At 60.9% G+C, this 16972-nt stretch carries 23 protein-coding genes and 1 pseudogene; 17 read left to right on the plus strand and 7 right to left on the minus strand.

Features of this window, described 5'->3' with window-relative positions; translation table 11 throughout:
- Positions 1-19: 19 nt before the first annotated feature.
- Positions 20-658 (plus strand): hypothetical protein, encoded by a 639-nt coding sequence (locus HYE77_RS00595; protein ID WP_003219694.1) that lies wholly within the window; start codon positions 20-22, stop codon positions 656-658.
- A gap of 62 nt (positions 659-720) precedes the next feature.
- On the opposite strand, the gene HYE77_RS00600 is transcribed toward HYE77_RS00595, so the two are convergent.
- Complete coding sequence (locus HYE77_RS00600; protein WP_003219695.1) at positions 721-1266, minus strand: hypothetical protein; 546 nt, start codon at positions 1264-1266, stop codon at positions 721-723.
- Between the two features lie 213 nt (positions 1267-1479).
- Between HYE77_RS00600 and HYE77_RS00605 the strand changes: the two genes are divergently transcribed.
- Positions 1480-1809 (plus strand): hypothetical protein, encoded by a 330-nt coding sequence (locus HYE77_RS00605; RefSeq protein WP_023658946.1) that lies wholly within the window; start codon positions 1480-1482, stop codon positions 1807-1809.
- Between the two features lie 3 nt (positions 1810-1812).
- On the opposite strand, the gene HYE77_RS00610 is transcribed toward HYE77_RS00605, so the two are convergent.
- Complete coding sequence (locus HYE77_RS00610) at positions 1813-2364, minus strand: DUF4262 domain-containing protein (protein ID WP_003219697.1); 552 nt, start codon at positions 2362-2364, stop codon at positions 1813-1815.
- A 172-nt stretch (positions 2365-2536) separates the two neighbouring features.
- Between HYE77_RS00610 and HYE77_RS00615 the strand changes: the two genes are divergently transcribed.
- The 4 genes and pseudogenes from HYE77_RS00615 (at position 2537) to HYE77_RS00630 (ending at position 4971) form a co-directional block, all read left to right on the plus strand.
- Positions 2537-3232 (plus strand): fumarylacetoacetate hydrolase family protein, encoded by a 696-nt coding sequence (locus tag HYE77_RS00615; protein ID WP_177068246.1) that lies wholly within the window; start codon positions 2537-2539, stop codon positions 3230-3232.
- A 36-nt stretch (positions 3233-3268) separates the two neighbouring features.
- A pseudogene (locus HYE77_RS00620) lies at positions 3269-4168 on the plus strand (helix-turn-helix transcriptional regulator).
- A gap of 91 nt (positions 4169-4259) precedes the next feature.
- On the plus strand, positions 4260-4706 hold the full coding sequence (locus tag HYE77_RS00625; protein ID WP_003219700.1) for a GNAT family N-acetyltransferase: 447 nt from the start codon (positions 4260-4262) through the stop codon (positions 4704-4706).
- 4 nt (positions 4707-4710) lie between these two features.
- Positions 4711-4971, plus strand: a complete 261-nt coding sequence (locus HYE77_RS00630) for a hypothetical protein (protein WP_134326909.1) — start codon at positions 4711-4713, stop codon at positions 4969-4971.
- Positions 4972-5258: 287 nt separating this feature from the next.
- On the opposite strand, the gene HYE77_RS00635 is transcribed toward HYE77_RS00630, so the two are convergent.
- Entirely contained in the window at positions 5259-6203 is a 945-nt protein-coding gene (locus tag HYE77_RS00635) for a sensor domain-containing diguanylate cyclase (protein ID WP_177068247.1), read from the minus strand.
- Between the two features lie 244 nt (positions 6204-6447).
- On the opposite strand from HYE77_RS00635, the gene HYE77_RS00640 reads away from it, so the two are divergent.
- Positions 6448-6696 carry a DUF1652 domain-containing protein gene (locus HYE77_RS00640; protein WP_008435982.1) on the plus strand — a complete coding sequence of 83 codons (249 nt, stop codon included), beginning with the start codon at positions 6448-6450 and terminating at the stop codon, positions 6694-6696.
- 4 nt (positions 6697-6700) lie between these two features.
- On the opposite strand, the gene HYE77_RS00645 is transcribed toward HYE77_RS00640, so the two are convergent.
- Positions 6701-6844 carry a hypothetical protein gene (locus HYE77_RS00645; protein ID WP_166742173.1) on the minus strand — a complete coding sequence of 48 codons (144 nt, stop codon included), beginning with the start codon at positions 6842-6844 and terminating at the stop codon, positions 6701-6703.
- Positions 6845-7114: 270 nt separating this feature from the next.
- On the opposite strand from HYE77_RS00645, the gene HYE77_RS00650 reads away from it, so the two are divergent.
- From HYE77_RS00650 to HYE77_RS00670, 5 genes are all read left to right on the plus strand, one after another.
- Positions 7115-7435, plus strand: a complete 321-nt coding sequence (locus HYE77_RS00650; RefSeq protein ID WP_003219711.1) for a YXWGXW repeat-containing protein — start codon at positions 7115-7117, stop codon at positions 7433-7435.
- 47 nt (positions 7436-7482) lie between these two features.
- Complete coding sequence (locus HYE77_RS00655; protein WP_008435980.1) at positions 7483-8064, plus strand: RNA polymerase sigma factor; 582 nt, start codon at positions 7483-7485, stop codon at positions 8062-8064.
- The gene (locus tag HYE77_RS00660) at positions 8061-8492 is read left to right on the plus strand and encodes a hypothetical protein (protein WP_003219715.1); all 432 of its coding nucleotides are present in this window, start codon (positions 8061-8063) and stop codon (positions 8490-8492) included. The genes HYE77_RS00655 and HYE77_RS00660 overlap by 4 nt, the downstream gene beginning before the upstream one ends.
- On the plus strand, positions 8489-8965 hold the full coding sequence (locus HYE77_RS00665) for a periplasmic heavy metal sensor (protein ID WP_008435977.1): 477 nt from the start codon (positions 8489-8491) through the stop codon (positions 8963-8965). The genes HYE77_RS00660 and HYE77_RS00665 overlap by 4 nt, the downstream gene beginning before the upstream one ends.
- Before the next feature lie 250 nt (positions 8966-9215).
- The gene (locus HYE77_RS00670) at positions 9216-9425 is read left to right on the plus strand and encodes a YXWGXW repeat-containing protein (protein ID WP_080673247.1); all 210 of its coding nucleotides are present in this window, start codon (positions 9216-9218) and stop codon (positions 9423-9425) included.
- Between the two features lie 72 nt (positions 9426-9497).
- Here the strand turns inward: HYE77_RS00670 and HYE77_RS00675 are convergent, their stop codons facing one another.
- Complete coding sequence (locus tag HYE77_RS00675; RefSeq protein WP_177068248.1) at positions 9498-10439, minus strand: LysR substrate-binding domain-containing protein; 942 nt, start codon at positions 10437-10439, stop codon at positions 9498-9500.
- A 118-nt stretch (positions 10440-10557) separates the two neighbouring features.
- On the opposite strand from HYE77_RS00675, the gene HYE77_RS00680 reads away from it, so the two are divergent.
- The 3 genes from HYE77_RS00680 to HYE77_RS00690 are packed head-to-tail and all read left to right on the plus strand — an operon-like array spanning position 10558 to position 12822.
- Complete coding sequence (locus tag HYE77_RS00680) at positions 10558-11562, plus strand: aldo/keto reductase (protein ID WP_177068249.1); 1005 nt, start codon at positions 10558-10560, stop codon at positions 11560-11562.
- Positions 11563-11578: 16 nt separating this feature from the next.
- The gene (locus HYE77_RS00685) at positions 11579-12376 is read left to right on the plus strand and encodes an SDR family NAD(P)-dependent oxidoreductase (protein ID WP_003219722.1); all 798 of its coding nucleotides are present in this window, start codon (positions 11579-11581) and stop codon (positions 12374-12376) included.
- A 29-nt stretch (positions 12377-12405) separates the two neighbouring features.
- Complete coding sequence (locus tag HYE77_RS00690) at positions 12406-12822, plus strand: SRPBCC family protein (protein ID WP_177068250.1); 417 nt, start codon at positions 12406-12408, stop codon at positions 12820-12822.
- Between the two features lie 126 nt (positions 12823-12948).
- Here the strand turns inward: HYE77_RS00690 and HYE77_RS00695 are convergent, their stop codons facing one another.
- Positions 12949-14346 carry a cell wall metabolism sensor histidine kinase WalK gene (locus HYE77_RS00695; protein WP_008435962.1) on the minus strand — a complete coding sequence of 466 codons (1398 nt, stop codon included), beginning with the start codon at positions 14344-14346 and terminating at the stop codon, positions 12949-12951.
- The gene (locus HYE77_RS00700) at positions 14324-15007 is read right to left on the minus strand and encodes a response regulator transcription factor (RefSeq protein WP_003219726.1); all 684 of its coding nucleotides are present in this window, start codon (positions 15005-15007) and stop codon (positions 14324-14326) included. Before HYE77_RS00700 ends, HYE77_RS00695 begins: the two co-directional genes overlap by 23 nt.
- A 368-nt stretch (positions 15008-15375) precedes the next feature.
- Here HYE77_RS00700 and HYE77_RS00705 point away from each other — a divergent pair, with 368 nt between their 5' ends.
- Complete coding sequence (locus HYE77_RS00705; RefSeq protein ID WP_177068251.1) at positions 15376-16281, plus strand: hypothetical protein; 906 nt, start codon at positions 15376-15378, stop codon at positions 16279-16281.
- Between the two features lie 297 nt (positions 16282-16578).
- Complete coding sequence (locus tag HYE77_RS00710) at positions 16579-16923, plus strand: hypothetical protein (protein ID WP_087694115.1); 345 nt, start codon at positions 16579-16581, stop codon at positions 16921-16923.
- Positions 16924-16972: the final 49 nt, after the last annotated feature.

A 16972-nucleotide genomic window follows, 5' to 3' on the forward strand; every position in this document is an offset into this window, starting at 1 on the left:
ATTCACTAAGGAAGTCGTAATGCACATTGGAAAAATGCTGGGGTTGGCCCTGATCACGTTGTCGATGGGCGGCTGCGCCAGCTTCACGAAGGACGAAGTCGCACCTGTCACGCTGCCGTCGAAGGCCAGCTACGCCAACAAACCGAACGTCTACGTAGACTTCAAGTTCTACCAGGGCGAGCCGACAAATGCCGCCGCGGCCGAAGTCCCACAAGCGCGTGAGATGCTCAAGCCACAGCTGCAGAAAGTCCTGACTGACTCCGGCCTGTTTGGTCGCGTGACCCTGGATGAATTCCAGAAGCAGCCAGGCGATTACAGCCTGCGCCTGAAGGTCTACAACCATCCACCGGGTGGCGGCCAACTGGTACTGGCCTTTATCAGCGGCTTTACCTTCACCATCATTCCGGCGCTGGGGACTGATCAGTACACCATGAAGCTGGAATCGGTGGACGCACAAGGCCAGGCACTGAGCACCGGCTCCAACCACGACTCGATCAATACCTGGATGGGCATCTGGTTCATCCCGTTGATGGCCAACACGCCGAAAGACGCGGTGACCGATACCTTCACCCGCCAGGTCAATGCCCTGCTCAAGCAAATGGTCGACGGTAATAACCTGAAGTATTCGGCGCTGGATGCCGGCGTGCCACGGGCGTGACACGTAACTGAACGTTTGAAACAGCTGCGAGGGCAGGGTGGCCGATCCTCGCAGCCCAGGCCTTACTTAAGCGCCTTGATGAACAACGGGTCGCTGTACAGCGACTTGAGCAAATCCCGCACCATCGGGTTGTAGGCGTTGGCGGCATTCGGGATCGCAATGAACCCGAAGAACGAACTGGGCCAGGTGTGATTCACTTCCTTGGTCGCGTCGTACACCACGTCATTGCCCTTGAGCAGGGTAAACCGCGCGGCCAGGGTGCCGTTGCCGGAGCCCATGCCTGCCGACAGCGAATTCTTCACCACCAGCACTTGCAGATGACGTTCTGCTTGCGGGTTCAGCAGGCCTGCCAGTTGCAGTTCCTGGGTGATCGCAGCCTGGATATGCGCCGGGATGCTGCCACTGGGCGAGCGGATCGGGTTGGCACGTACAGACAACGAGCCTTCGCCCGACGCGGCCGTCACCTGGGCATTGCTGACGGGTTGCAGCGGCGCTGCCTGCTTGAGGACCTGGACGTTATCGAAGTTCGGCTCGTATTGCGTCATGGTGACGCCGCAGCCTTGCAACAGCAGCGCGAGCAATGGGGTCAACAGTAGAAGCTTTTTCACGGCGTTTCCTTGCGTGAGTGTGGGAGAGCGCCGCGATTATCGTCAGGCAATGGGCCATCGGCAACCAATAGTGGCAAAATGCCTGAATGGCAACGCTGTTACTCGGTTCGGTTTCAGGTCGGAAAATTCACCGATAAGGCAATTTGCTGGCCCCTTTGTAACAAAATTCTCGCCAAAATCACTTTTATTTTCAGGTGGTTAGGCGGGATGCAAATGCGCAATGTTGGAATCATGCTGATCGCCTGTTCCCTGGCGGGTGGGGCGGTTTCGGTTGAGGCACGGGAGCTGCGGGACAACGACAAGTACATGTGCAGCTGGGGTGCAGGCACCGCCGCCCGGGCCCAGGAATTGAAGCTGTCGGGCGTCTCGCTGTACGCCGCGCGGCAGAAGCTGAAGACCTACCAGTTCAAGAAACCCTGGATGCACATGATGGCCATGGGCATCACCGAGCAGACCTACGACAGCCGTTCGCGGGTCAAGCCCGAAGTGATTCGCCAGAGTTTTTATCAGGACTGTTTGCGCTACAAGCTGGCGCGTAAATAACCCTTATTTATCCAGCAGCAATTGGAGCCTTGAGAACGACTGGTCGTAGTTGGGCTCCCACGGAAAGCGCCCTTGTTTGTCCGGCCAGACCATTTGCAACGCAGGGAAATCAGCTTTGATCGAGGCGTAGAACCAGCCGGCATAACCGAGGTACTCGCGGTAGTGCCTGCGGTCTACAGGAATGAAGGCGATGCGCATGCCTTCGGCAATATCGTCATAGGGCTTGTAGGTTTCATAGGCGGCTTTTGCACCGGCAAAGCGGATCGCGGCGATGTTCAGCAACTGCTGGGCAATCTGCGGGGGCAGCCCGAATACGATGATTTCCGGTTGGCCGAAGTTGGCGTAGAACCCCAGGGAGTAGGCGAACGAAGGCTCACCGTCTTCAGCCCGCACATGCACATGGTGCCAGCCGATCTTCTTGATATCCGCCAACACCTTCTCGTCATATTCCGAATCTGCCTTGGGCAACTGGAATCCCGGAAGCGGGGCCTTGGCTGAAGTGTTCATCGAGAACAATGAGGCGGCGAAGAGGGCGACGGCGCGAATGATGTTCATCAGAGTCCTTTCTGCGGGATCAGGGGTTGAAAGCGCGATGAGGCTAGCAGTGTTGGGTTCGCTCGGCAAAGTGACCGATGCACCGCCCAGTACAAAATCTGCGTAAGCCTGTCCAACTTCGCCCCGGAGCCAGTCCTCATACTGGCCCCAGGTAACCGAAGAGGCACATGCCATGACCCGCTACGTCATCACTCCCAACGAAACCCCGTCCCTCGCCATCCACGGCGACGACGCCCGCTTCCCGCTGCGCCGGGTGTTCTGTGTCGGGCGCAACTACAGCGAACATGCCCGCGAAATGGGCCACGACCCCGACCGCGAGCCGCCGTTCTTTTTCATGAAGCCGGCTGATGCCGTGGTGCCCGCCGAGGGCGTGATCGCCTATCCGCCGCTGACCGCCGATCTGCACCATGAAGTCGAGTTGGTGGTGGCCATCGGCAAGGGCGGGGTGGACATTGCCCCGGAAGATGCCCTCGCGCATATCTGGGGTTACGGCCTGGGCATCGACCTGACCCGCCGCGACCTCCAGGCCCAGGCGAAAAAGCTGTCGCGGCCGTGGGAATGGGCCAAGGCCTTCGATGAGTCGGCACCCTGCACGGCGTTGCAGCCGGTGAGTGCCGTCGGCCACCCGGGCACTGGGCGAATCTGGCTCAAGGTGAATGGCGAGCAACGTCAAGTGGGCGATCTGGCAGACCAGATCTGGTCGGTCAGTGAGGTGATCAGCCACGCGTCCAAATCCGTGGCGCTGAAAGCCGGCGACTTGATCTTTACCGGCACCCCGGCGGGCGTCGGCGCCTTGCAACCGGGCGATGTGGTGACCGCCGGGATCGACGGCCTGGCCGAACTGAGCTTCACCCTCGGCCAGGGTTGACGCTACAGTGGTGCCCAGGCCCCCCGAGAAACGTGTATGCCCGGCACCCGCATCACCACCTATGGCATGGAACAACGCAGCGACCGCTCCGACTTCTACATCCGCGACAAGCGGGGCAGGGCGGCGCTGACCAGTCCCCATCGCCACGAATACTTCCAGATTCAGATCAACCTGGGCGGCGACACCGTGCAGCACATCGGCGGTGCGGTGCGCCCGTTCCCGAAAAAGGCCCTGGCCTTTATCCTGCCCCATCGCCTGCATGTGATTCCCCATCCCGAAGACGGCGACTTCATGCTGATCAATTTCAGCCAGGGCTTTTTCCTGCCGCAACTGACCTGCGACCCGCTGGATCTGGAAGACATCCCCATCGGCCAGGCGCCGGAGCTGTCGCCGTTCCGCTTCCAGGAGCAGTTGGACTTCATCCTCGACGACGCGGCCTTCGAAGAAGTCAAAACCTGGCTGGAACACATGCGTAGCCTGGACGCCCACCGCAGCTTCGGCGCCCGGGAGCGGCTCAAGGGTTACCTGTTCCAGTTGATCGGGCTGGTGTGCCAACAGTACGCCGAACCGCTCTAGGCGTTCGCCGCCAACAACGCCACCCGGCGTGGGCGCAAGGATGCCCTGGCCCGGGTGCAAGGCTACATCCGCGAGCATTTGCACGAGCCGTCGCTGAACCTGACGGATGCCGCGGCGGCGGCGTTCCTGTCGCCCAACTACCTGACCCACCTGTTGCGCAAGGAAACCGGCAAACCCTTCTCCCAGTTGGTGCTCGACCGGCGCATGCAACTGGCGCGCACGCTGCTGCTCAACAGCCCGCAGATGATCGGCGCGATTGCGCACCGTTGCGGGTTTACCGACGAGGCGTATTTTTCCCGGTGTTTCCGCAAGGCCCACGGGCTGGCGCCGGGGCAGTTCAGGCGGCGTGAGCAGGATTAACGCGCAATCCGGCTGACTGTTTTACAAATCCACCACAACCGATGTGTTTCAATTTACATACAATTGAGCGTCTCATCGGGAGGCGGTGCACATGGGTTCGGTTATACGGTTGGCAACTCCGGGCGATATCAATGCCATTTTCGACATTCGCACCGCCGTGGTGCAGAACCACTTAAGCCGCGAGCAGATGGCTGAGCTGGGTATTACCCCGCAAGTCGTCGCCGACAGCATGCGCGAGGCGCCTTGCGTATGGCTTGCCGAACTGGACGGCAGGCCTGTCGCGTTTGCAATGGTTGATCTTGCCGAAGGCGAGGTGTTCGCCCTGTTTGTATTGCCGTCTCACGAGAACCTTGGGTTGGGCCGCCAATTGATGGCAGTGGCCGAGGCCGCGCTGTTCGAGCACCACGACACGCTCTTCCTGATCACGGATGGGCGGGATCAGATCCGTGCCAACGGTTTTTACCAGCGGCTTGGCTGGGCAGTGGTCGACACGGCCGAGGGCGACGATGTTCGCTATCAGAAACACAAGGTGCAATGAGTGTATGAGTGAGCTGGAACCCCCTCAATCCAACGCCTTGCGCTATTTTGGCGTCGGCGTTCTATGTGTCGCGGTGTTGTTGGGGACTTATTTCGTTCGGCTCAATGCCCAGGTCGACCGGCAGCGGGAAGAGGCGGCGGAGCGCCTGGCGTTATGCCGCCAGGCGGCGAGTGTTTCGCGCGCCACGCCCCAGGACGAACTTGTATTGGTGGATCCGTGCAAACACCTGTATCAGCACGACTTGAAGAAGCCCACGCACTTTTAATCAATAACCTTATTTTTATCACGGAATTAAACAGCGAAGTTTGTTTAACGATGCGCTGTTATTGCACCAAAAAGTGGCATTTCCAATAATCGGATCCATTAAAAAAGTGTGGTTATTGAATGACTTAGCGCTGTTTTAATCCGACGAAAGGTTGAAAATTATCTTGTTACAAGTTTTCCCGCTGGGTAATATAGCCGGGCGTTCACCTCCCACGGTTTATGCATTTTTAAATCCCAAGTTTCCATCAGCTACTTGGGATTTTTTTTGCCCGCGATTTGAGCGTTGTATCAATCCTCTACGTCGGCAAACTCTGCACGCATCCGGCCATTGCGCTTGGCCTGGTACAGCAACTTGTCGACGGCTTCGACAAAGGCCAGCGCCGCGCTGCCCGGCGTTACCGTGCAAGTGCCTACGCCCAGGCTCAGTGTCAGCAGGTCCGACACCGCCGAGTGCTCATGCGCGATCTGCTGCTGGCGGATCAAGTGCAGGCAGCGTTCGGCCACGCGCCGTGCCGACTCGGCATCGGTTTCCGGCAGCAACCACACAAATTCCTCACCGCCGATGCGCGCAATGAAGTCCCGTGGCCGGTTGGCCGCCTGCGACAGCGTGCGTGCCACCTGGCGCAGGCATTCGTCGCCCTTGATATGCCCGTAGAGGTCGTTGTACTGCTTGAAATAGTCGATATCCAACAGGATCAACGACAGCGGCAATTGGCTGCGCTGGGCGCTGGTCCATTCCCGCGCCAGCACATTGTCGAACATGCGCCGGTTGGCGATGCCGGTGAGGCCGTCCTGGAACGAATACTCCTCCAGCTGTTTTTGCAGGCGAATCAGGTGTTCTTCGGTCTTCTTGCGCTCGCTGATGTCGAACATGAAGCCGATCAGCGCCTGCACCTCGCCGTCCTTGCGCTCCACGTGCACCACGTCGCGAATCCACACGTACTCGCCGCTGGCGGTCAGCGCCCGGTAATCGGCTTCGTGGTCGACCCCGGCCCGGGACTGGGAGACGCAGAAGTTGACCACATACTCGCGGTCGTCCGGGTGCATGCGTTCCACCCAGTCATCGACGGTGGCCCAGCTCTGCGGCGTCCAGCCCAGCAGCGCCTCGATCTGCGGGCCGATGTAGCTGAAAGTCATGGTTGCCCAGTCGATACGCCAGGGGATGGCCTTGGTCGATTCCAGCAACGTCTTGTACACAGCACTGTCGGGTTCGATCAAAGGTTCGATGCTCATGCGGAGTGCTCTCGGTGTCGGAAAAAAACCAGAGCATCTGGCCATCATCGCCAGGAAGCAAGCCCTTCGCGCGGCATCGGATAAGAGGGTGTCGGTGTGGTTTTTTTGGCGTCAGCCGGCCAGCGGTTTTGGCCGAAATGCGCACCAAGTATCACTTTTGCATTAATTCCCGGGCAGTTTGAAAAAGCTCATCTACCCTAGACGGATCACGTCCTCCGAGCCCCGTACAGGGAAGGGTGCCCGCATGATTTCGATCGCCGAGTTTCGCCACATCATGGAGTCGGGCTTCCTGCCCCTCGCCTGTGACTGCTCATTGAACAGCGACGGTTCGCTGCGCATCAACATCTTCGACCCGGCCTCCGGGCGCGTCGACCTGCTGCTGCCCCGTGTGTCGCCCCAGGGTCTGGACAGCATCCGTTCCATCTCAAACCTGATTGGCGAACTGCGCACCGAGATCAAGGCCGGGCGCAGGGGGTTTGCAGCGGTCAGTTAGCGGATCAGGAGATCGCTTGTGCCGTCGGGGTAGTCACTACCCCGTAACCGCGCCAGCAGCAATGCTCGCGGTGCCCCGGCAGGAACACGCAGCCGCCAAGGTTCATGAGCAGGACGGCGGCAACCAGCAGTGAAATTCGACGAGACATGGTGATTTCCTCAAGGTGATGGGCGTCGCCAACCAACAGAACGCGCCTGTCGATTACCAACGGTTAACCCTTGAACGCGGCCATATGGATAAATCCGTCGCGACCTTTCAACAATTTCATCAACTCCCCGCAAACCCTGGGCAATACTGGCCCTGCCTGCCGTCCTGAGCGGTCGCGATAAAAAGTTCTTTTTGTTGCGACGGATTTTCGGACACCTGCCGTTCAACCCTACAACTGCGATCACTGGCGATCGCCGATGAAGGAGTTGTCATGAGACTTGCACGACCGCTGGCCAAATTACGTTATGCCCTGTTGATCCCGCTGGCACTGGCCGCCCTGGTCAGCACGCCGACCTTTGCCCAGACCGAAGTGATCATCCGCGAAGCGCCACCGCCGATGCGCGTCGAGGCCGTTCCCGTCGAACGCCCTGGCTATGTGTGGGATCGCGGGCACTGGCGCTACGAAGGGCGCGGTTATGCCTGGGTACCGGGCCACTGGCAGCCGGTGATGCGCAACGCCCGTTGGGAACCTGGCCACTGGGAATCGCGCGGCCCCAACTGGTACTGGAGAGAAGGGCACTGGATCCGCTGAGCATTCCGTCAACCTGACCCTTAGCCACCGGACCGAGACTTGCCCTATTGAAAGACACTGATCCGGACGTTGAGCTGTTGGCCCGCATCGGTAACAACGAACCGGCGGCCATCAACGAAATGGTGACGCGCAAACTGCCGCGTTTGCTCGCGCTCGCCAGTCGGATCCTCGGGGATGCCGACGAGGCCAGGGACGTGGCCCAGGAAAGCTTCCTGCGTATCTGGCGCCAGGCTGCAAGCTGGCGCAGTGGCGAAGCGCGTTTCGACACCTGGCTGCACCGCGTGGCACTCAACCTGTGCCACGACCATTTGCGTCGGCGCAAGGAGCGCCCGTTGCGCGATGAGGAGGCGATGAGCGAGGTGGTCGACACAGCGCCTGCGCCCGATGAACAGCTGGAAGCGGCCGCCCGCAGTGAGCGCATGGCGGCGGCGTTAGCGTCGCTGCCTGATCGCCAGCGTGAGGCGATTGTGTTGCAGTATTACCAAGAGCTGTCGAATATCGACGCCGCGGCGCTGATGAACATCAGCGTCGAGGCACTGGAGAGCTTGCTGTCACGGGCCCGGCGCAACCTGCGCAGTTACCTTGACGACACACCCGGGCCCGCCCGCCCAGGAAGGGGAAAACCATGACGCCTGAACGATTTGCCCAATTGGCCGAGGCTTACGGCGGCCACTTGCACCGTTGGCCGCGCGCCGAACAGGCCGAGGCCCAGGCCCTGCTGGATGCAGGCGATGCCAGCCTCCTTGAGGTGCTGCATCAGGCGCGATGGCTCGACGGCCAGCTGGACGGCTATCAACTGGCACCCGTCGACCCGGCGCTGGCGCGGCAGATTCGCCAATCGTTTCCCCAGCGCCAGTCCTTCTGGGCGCGCTACGCCGGCTGGCTGTCGCCGGCCGGTTTTGTTGGCGTGGGCATCGCCGGGGTCGCCGCCGGAATCCTGGTGGCGTCGTTGAGCGTGCCGTTGCCCATGCTTGGCCCTGAAGTACTGCCGAGTGTCTTCGACCAGGGCGACGCCGAAGTCGTCTTCACCGTCAACGCCGAGGAAAGCGAGCAATGACCCCGTCACCCAAGTACCTGAAGCCGCTGCTGGTTGTGTCGGTGTTGTTCAACGTGTTTTTGATCGGCGGTGTCGGCGGTGGCTTGTACCATTGGTTGGCGAACACCAAGCCCGCCGAGGCGGTGGTTAACCAGCATGGCCTGCGCCAGGCGATGGTCAAGCTGCCGCCGGAACGGCGCAAGGAACTGCGCCAGTTGTTGCGCCAGAACCGCGCCGACAGCCAGCCGCTGGTACTTGCCGGGCGCGAGGCGCGGCTGGACGTGATCAAGCAACTGGAGGCGCCGACTCTCGACCGTGAGGCGTTGGTGACGGATTTGGGCAAGGCCCGGGAGGCGGACATGGCGCTCAGGGCGCTGGTGGACAACACCCTGGCGCAGTTCGCCAGCACCTTGCCCCGGGATGAGCGCCAGCGGTTGGTGGAGGCGTTGTATATGAAGGGGCAGGCGAAGGGCAAGGTCGCCAGAAGTAACTGAGACGAGCGACGGATGATCGTTCCCACGCTCTGCGTGGGAATGCCGCCCCGGACGCTCTGCGTCCAGTTGGCGATGCAAGGTTCAAGTCTTGCGCAGTGGTGACGCGGAGCGTCACGGGATGCGTTCCCACGCAGAGCGTGGGAACGAGCATTAATCACCGAGACGGGCGACGGATTTTCCCGGTTGGCGGCGTTTAACCCGGGTAGGCCCGCCACTCAGGCGAAGGCCAGTCTCATTGGGGAACCGTGCCATGTCCCGCCTATTCAAAGCTACGCTGGCCGCCACGTTGATGGCGGCTGCGTTGTCCGGTTGTATTGTCGAACCTGTTCATCCGCGGCGTCCGCCGCCTTTGGTCGAGGTGGTGCCGGTGGCGCCGGCGCCAGGCTATCAGTGGGTGCGGGGGCACTATCGCTGGGGGAACGGGCAGTGGTTATGGGTGCCGGGGCATTGGCGGTACTGATCCACCACACGTTCAACTGCGACACCGAAACCCTGTGGGCGCTGGCTTGCCTGCGATGGCGTCACCGCGGTCTTACTGACAGACCGAGGTGCCTGCATCGCGGGCAAGCCCGGCTCCCACAGGTGATAGGGGCTCTGTCAGGACTTTCCTGAATGTCTCCACCAGCGGCCGCAAGTTGATCCGATGCCACGCCGCCCACAGCGGCGTGGTGTAGGTCAGCCACGGCAGTTCTCGCAGCACAACGCCCGGCGGTGCATTGCGGCTCAAGCCCTTTTGCACCATCGCGACACCTAGCCCCGACGCCACCAACCCCAACGCGGTAAACGGCTCGCTGGCTTCCATCGGAATCTGCGGGGTAAACCCTGCCCGAATGCACGCCGCAACAAAGTCATCCGCCGGGTTTGCACCCGCTTTGCGCTGCACGCCAATCCATTGCTGCTCGGCCAGATGCTCAGGCAGCAACTCGCTGACGCTGGCCAGCGGATGCTGCTCGGGCAGCGCCAGCAGCATCGGATCGTCCAGCACTTGCAATGCCATCAGGTCCGTGTCATCCGCCGCCGGTGGTTCACCCACCAGAGCGATATCCAGGCTGCGTTGGCGCAGGCCTTCCAGTTGCTCGATGGAGGGCAGGTTGTACAGGGCGATATGCACGCTGGGCCGCGCGTCACGCAGTACCTTCAGGGCGTTGGGCAGCACCCCCGCGTGCATGGCGTTTTCGATGTAGCCGATGCACAGTCCGCCTTCTTCGCCTTTACCCAATCGCCGGCCCAATGACTCCAGGCGGTTGGCGTGGGTCAGCAGCGCCTTGGTTTCGGCGAGGAACGTCTGGCCGTCGCGGGTCAGGCGGATGCGCTGTTGGCTGCGCTCGAACAGGGTCAGGCCCAGGCGCTCTTCCAATTGGGCAATCTGCCGGCTCAGGGGCGATTGGGAGATGTGCAACCGTTCGGCAGCACGCCCCACGTGTTCTTCTTCAGCGACTACAACGAAGTAGCGCAATTGGCGGAAGTCGATCATGTCAGACCTTAAAGGACTCAAGTTTGTCGCAGTATGTCTTGGACGGTCCGATCTCTGCAATCTACGATCTGCTCAACGGTCAACACAGCGACCTTGAACAATATTGAGGATTTACCCCATGAGCTTGAAAGACAAACTGCCCGGCGTGCTGGGTTTTGGCACCGCCCCCTTGGGCAACATGTTCCGTGCGATTCCTGAAGAGGAGGCGCAAGCCACCGTTGAAGCAGCCTGGAACCAGGGCGTGCGTTACTTCGACACCGCACCGTTCTACGGCTCGGGCCTCTCGGAAATCCGCCTGGGCCAGGCCCTGTCCAAGTACAACCGTGACGACTATGTGCTCAGCACCAAGGTCGGCCGGGTGATCCTGGATGAAGTGGAAGAAAGCGCCCGCGACCTTGGCGAGAAAAGCGGCGTGTTTGAACATGGCCGGCCGAATAAGATGGTCAACGACTACAGCGCCGATGCCACCCTGCGCTCCATCGAAGACAGCCTCAACCGCCTCCAAACCGACCGCCTCGACATCGTGTGGATTCACGACATCGCCCAGGACTTCTACGGTGATCAATGGCTGGACTACTTCAATCAGGCGCGCACCGGTGCTTTCAAAGTACTGACCCGCCTGCGTGAAGAAGGCGTGATCAAGGCCTGGGGCCTGGGCGTCAATCGGGTCGAGCCTTGCGAGTTGACCCTGGACCTGACCGAAGCCCAGCCCGACGGTTTCCTGCTTGCCGGTCGCTACACCTTGCTCGACCATGAACGCGCCTTGCAGCGCTTGATGGATGCAGCCCAGGCGCAGAACGTCGAGATCGTGGTCGGTGGCCCTTACAGCTCCGGGATCCTGGCGGGCGGCGCACATTTTGAGTACCAGAAAGCCAGCCCGGCGATCATCAGCAAGGTCGAGCAGGTCAAGGCGATTGCCGCGGCCCATGGCGTGAGTGTGAAAGCCGCTGCACTGCAATTCTCCCTGGCCCACCCGGCAGTGGCGGCAGTGATTCCGGGTGCCAGTCGTCCGGGGCGCATTGCTGAAGACGTCGCGGCGTTGTCAGAGAAGATTCCCGCAGCCTTTTGGCAGGCCCTGCGCGAGGCACGATTGATTTCGGCCCGTGCACCGCTGCCGCTCTAACCACAGGAACGCGAACATGAAAATTGATATCAGTGGCAAAGTCGCAATCGTCAGTGGCAGCACCGCCGGCATAGGCCTGGGCATCAGCCAGGCGCTGGCGCAATCCGGCGCTACGGTGGTGGTGATCGGGCGTGAATCGGGCAAGGTCGACGAGGCGCTGGCGACCATTCGCCAGGCCGTGCCCGGCGCGGATCTGCGTGGGCTGGTGGCGGACCTCGGTACGGCCGAGGGCGCTGAAAAGCTGTTCGCCGCCGAGCCGCGGGCCGACATCCTGGTGAACAACCTCGGGATCTTCAACGACGTCGATTTCTTTGACGCTCCCGACAGCGAGTGGACGCGTTTCTACGAGGTCAACGTGATCTCCGGTGTGCGTTTGTCGCGGCATTACACGCCGGGCATGGTCGAGCAGGGCTGGGGCCGTGTGATCTTTGTGTCGTCGGAATCCGGGGTGGCAACGCCGGCTGACATGATCAATTACGGCGTGACCAAAAGCGCCAACCTGGCGGTGTCCCATGGCTTGGCCAAACGCCTGGCGGGCACCGGGGTGACGGTCAATGCGATCCTGCCGGGGCCGACCTTTACCGATGGCCTGGAGCACATGCTCAAGGACGCCGTGGCCAAGTCCGGGCGCAGTGCGCGGGACGAGGCGGATGTGTTTGTGCGCAATGCGCGGCCGACGTCGATCATCCAGCGCGCAGCGAATGTGGATGAAGTGGCGAATCTGGTGGCGTACATTGCTTCACCGTTGTCCTCTGCCACCACCGGTGCCGCGTTGCGGGTCGACGGCGGTGTTGTCGACAGCATGGCGATCTGATTTTTCTTGAATGGTTTGGAGTGTTAATCGTGGCAAAAGCATCTGCTGTTATTGAAATCCCGGTTTCGGCCGAACAGGTTTGGCAATTGGTCGGCGGCTTCAATTCGCTGCCGGACTGGCTGCCCTTTATCGTCAAGAGCGAGCCGAGTGAAGGCGGGCGCGTGCGCCACCTGCAAACGGCGGATGGCGGGGTGGTGGTGGAACGGTTGCAACGCTTTGATGATGCGGCGCGTACTTACAGTTATTCGATCAGCGAGTCGCCGTTTCCGGTGAGTGAGTATCTGGCGACGTTGAAGGTTGAGGCGCTGGGTGACACCTCTGCGAAGGTGACCTGGTCGGGCGTGTTTACTCCGGTGGCCGGTGTGACGGATGCGGCGGTGGAGGAGTTGTTCAGCGGTGTCTACAGCGGCGGGCTGGATGCGTTGCGGGGTAATTTTCCGGGCTGAATGAAGATCAAATGTGGGAGCGGGCTTGCTCGCGAATGCGGTGGATCAGTGCCAGATGGGTTGACTGACACTCCGCATTCGCGAGCAAGCCCGCTCCCACATTGGTTTTGTGGTGTTCTTCAGGCTTCAGGCTTCGGGCATCAGTTGTTGGCGGCATTCGAGGATCAGCTTTGCGCCGCCTCGTTCGCTGCTGCCGACTTCCAGTTTGAAACCGTGCAGGTTGATGATCGCGGCCACAATCGACAGCCCCAACCCAAACCCGCCTTGTTGCTGATTGCCTTCGTCCACCCGGTAAAACCGCTGGAACACCGCGGCACGTTCAGCTGCGGGAATCCCGGGGCCGGAGTCGAGGACTTCAATGCGGGTGCTGCCGGCATCGTTCACGCCGCGCAAAATCACTTCGCCGCCCGGCGGGGTGAACTTGATCGAGTTGCTCAGCAGGTTGGCCAGGGCTTCGAACAGCAGCGCGCGGTCACCGGTGATCCAGGGCAATGAGTCCGGCACTTGCAGCAGCAATTCCATCTCGCCTTCTTCTGCCAGGGGCAGGTAGAAGTCGTGGAGTTCCTGCAGCAAGGGCAGGGGATCAAGCACCAGGAAGCCCGAGCGGCGCTGGTGGTCTTCCAGTTCGGAAATCCGCAGCAGGCCGCGAAAACGCGCCATCAAGGTGTCGGTCTCGGCGATGGCCGCGTCCAGTTGCAGGGCGTGGGGCGCGTCTTCATCAGCCTGTTGCTGGATTCGGTACAGCTGCGCCCGCAGGCGTGTGAGCGGGGTGCGCAAGTCGTGGGCGATGTTGTCGCACACGCCCTTGACCTCGTTCATCAGCTTCTCGATGCGGTCGAGCATCGCGTTGACGATGGCCGCCAGCATGTCCAGTTCGTCGCGTCGGTCGGACAATGGCAAACGGTGGGTCAGGTCGCCGGCCACGATGGCTTCGGCACTCGCCTGGATCCCGCGAATCCGCCGCAACGGGCGCCGCCTGAGCAGGTGCCAGCCGGCCGCGCCGGGAATGATCGTCAGGGTGATTCCCCACAGCAAGGCGTGCAGGATGATCCGCGTCACGCCGAACAGCGAGCCGTTGGCGCGCACCAGGATCAGCCAGCGGCCGTCTTCGGTGTGGGTGGCCACGGCGTCGCAGCTGTCGCGCGGCAGTTTCGGGTCGTCGGAGTCGATGCAGTTGGCCAGGGCGTGGATGTGCCCGTCCATTGGCAGGTCGGGCGGTATCACGCGGATCGGGCCGCTGATGGGGTTGAACTGATTGTCGAACAGGCCGTAGGCGTCAACGCCCTTCATGTCGAAGGTCATGCTGGTGGTCAGGGCTTCCACCAGCTCTTCGCCGTCAAACCGCTGGAACAGGTGCTGGCGCTGCATCAGGGAGTGGCGCGAGAGGTCGCCCAGGTAACCGGACACCTCGTAGTACAGCACGCCCATGAGGATGCAGCTCCAGGCCACGAACAACGAACTGTAGAGCGCCAGCAGCCGGCTGCTGGAAGAGCGCCAGCCTTTAGAGGGGTTCAGCAATGACATACCCGGAACCTCGTACCGTGCGGATCAGCGGCGTGAGGCCCGGCGGGTCGATTTTTTTGCGCAGGCGACCGATGTGCACGTCGATCAGGTTGGTGCCCGGGTCGAAGTGATAACCCCAGACTTCCTCGAAGATCATCATCCGCGAGAGAATTTGCCCGGTGTTGCGCATCAGGAATTCCAGCAGTTTGTATTCGGTCGGCAACAGGCTCAGGGGCTGTTCTGCACGGCTGGCTTCACGGCTGATCAGATTCAGTTCCAGATCCGCCACGCGCAAGGCAGTTTCAAACTCCTTGACCGTGCTTTTGCGCCGCAGCAGCACTTCGACGCGGGCGGCCATTTCGTCGGAGGCGAACGGTTTGGTCAGGTAGTCATCACCACCGGCCCGCAGGCCACGTACCCGTTCATCCACATCGGAGAGGGCGCTGATCATCAGGATCGGCGTGGATACGCCGATGGTGCGCAGGGTGGTGACGATGGCCAGGCCATCCAGTTCCGGGAGCATGCGGTCGAGGGTGATCAGGTCGTAATCACCGCTGACGGCACGGACCAGGCCTTCGCGGCCATTGTCTACCCAGTCTACGTCCAGTCCATGGCTACTCAGCTCGGCAACGATCTCGCGGGCCGTTACGGCGTCGTCCTCGATGGTCAAAATGCGGGTCATAAGGATTACCTGGTGAGCGATTCACACTGAAGTGCGGGCATTTTGCCAAGAAATGATAGCCCGCTTCCTAAATAAAAATTTATGTAGGCACAAACGACACAATTCACCATAACCCGCTGAATCTGAACGAACGCTGTGTGTGTAGGATTTTTTGCATGCCATGGGGGGCGTACGGGTTATTTCCTACGAGGAATGCAATACGCCCGCCGCTCCGGGCCATTTCTTGCAAGTTGCATGGTTCAAATTAGTTCAACTTAATTAAGTTGTTGAAATATATGAAGTTTTAATTTTCGAGCTTCTGGCACGTCGCCTGCACTGTCCCTTTTGAGACTTGTAACACTATTTTTCATGCCTGGAGCAAAACAACAATGATTACATCCTCATCCACGCTGCAAGAGTCGAGCACGCTCTCCGGGGTTTCCTGGGGCGCGATCTTTGCCGGGGCCGCTGCCGCGGCTGCGCTGTCCTTGATTCTGGTACTGCTGGGCTTCGGCCTGGGCTTTTCGGCGGTGTCGCCGTGGGCCGACAGTGGCATCAGCGCCAAAGGGCTTGGCATTTCTACCATTGTCTGGCTGGCGGTTACGCAAATCATCGCGTCGGGGATGGGCGGTTACATCGCCGGTCGCCTGCGGGTGAAATGGGCCAATATGCACGGCGATGAGGTGTACTTTCGCGACACCGCCCATGGCTTCCTGGCCTGGGCCGTGGCGACACTGGTGACGGCGGTGCTGATCGTCGGTTCGGTCAGCAGTGTGGTCAGCGGTGGTGTGAAGGCCGGTGCCAGTGTGGCCTCGGGTGCCGTCAGTGGCATGAGCCAGGTGGCTGGCGCTGCCTCCAAGGGCGAAGACTTTGGCTACTACGTCGACAGCCTGTTCCGTGATGATCGCCCGGCCGCCGTCAGTGATGACGCGGTGCATGGTGTGGTCGCTCGCATCTTCGCTCGTACCGTGAGCAACAATGGTCAGCTGGCACCTGAAGACCGTGCGTACCTTGCACAGTTGATCAGCCAGCGGACCAACCTCAGCCAGCCCGATGCCGAGGCGCGTGTTGACCAGGTCTATGGCCAGGCTCAAAAAGCCCTGGATGACGCCAAGTTGAAAGCCAAGCAGGCTGCCGACACGGCTGCAAAAGTGGCTGCCTACACGTCGCTGTGGACCTTCGTGGCGCTGTTGATCGGTGCGTTTTTTGCCAGCCTCGCTGCAACCTTTGGTGGTCGTCGCCGGGATGCCGTGGTGTATCTGGAAACCACTCCCCACACCACTTCCGTTCGTTAATTCAAGGAGAACGTCATGCGCTCATTACTGCTGTTTTTCCTCGGTGTGCCTATCCCGGTCATTATCCTGATCGCGATCTTCATGCACTGATCCTCAGGCTTGCTCGGTCCCCATGTGGGAGCGGGCTTGCTCGCGAAAGCGGTGTATCAGTCACATATGGATTGGCTGATACACCGCTTTCGCGAGCAAGCCCGCTCCCACATTTTGTTTTGTGTCGTTGCTGCATTCCGGGCGAAGGCGAAATCTCCGGATTTTGTTAATTGTTGCTTAACCGCCTTTTGGCTAAGCTCCCGTCCCATGAGCCGCTATCTGCGTTTTTTCCTGGTCCTGCTGTTGAGTCTTGCGCTTCCCCTGACCGGGATGGCGGGTGTGCCGTCGAGCACCGAGCCGTGCCCGATGCAGATGTCCGACATGCAGATGATGAGCGACATGGCCCCTGACTGTTGCCAGGACGGCGCAGCCGCCGATCACAGCAAAAGCTGCAAGCCCGGCCAGGAGTGCAAGACCGGCGGCATGCTGCAATTGTCGATGCCGGTGCTCAAGGCCCCGGTAACTGCCTCCAATGCGCTGGTCGTCAGCGTCTCTTCCGACTTCATTCCCGACCGCACGCCGTCCGGCGTCTGGCGCCCGCCCCGTCGCTGAATCCTGTTGCACCTGAAGACTCGTCCCTGAACCGGGACGGCCTTGCTGT

Source organism: Pseudomonas sp. IPO3774, assembly GCF_013386835.1.
In the GTDB taxonomy this organism is placed as follows: Bacteria; Pseudomonadota; Gammaproteobacteria; order Pseudomonadales; family Pseudomonadaceae; genus Aquipseudomonas.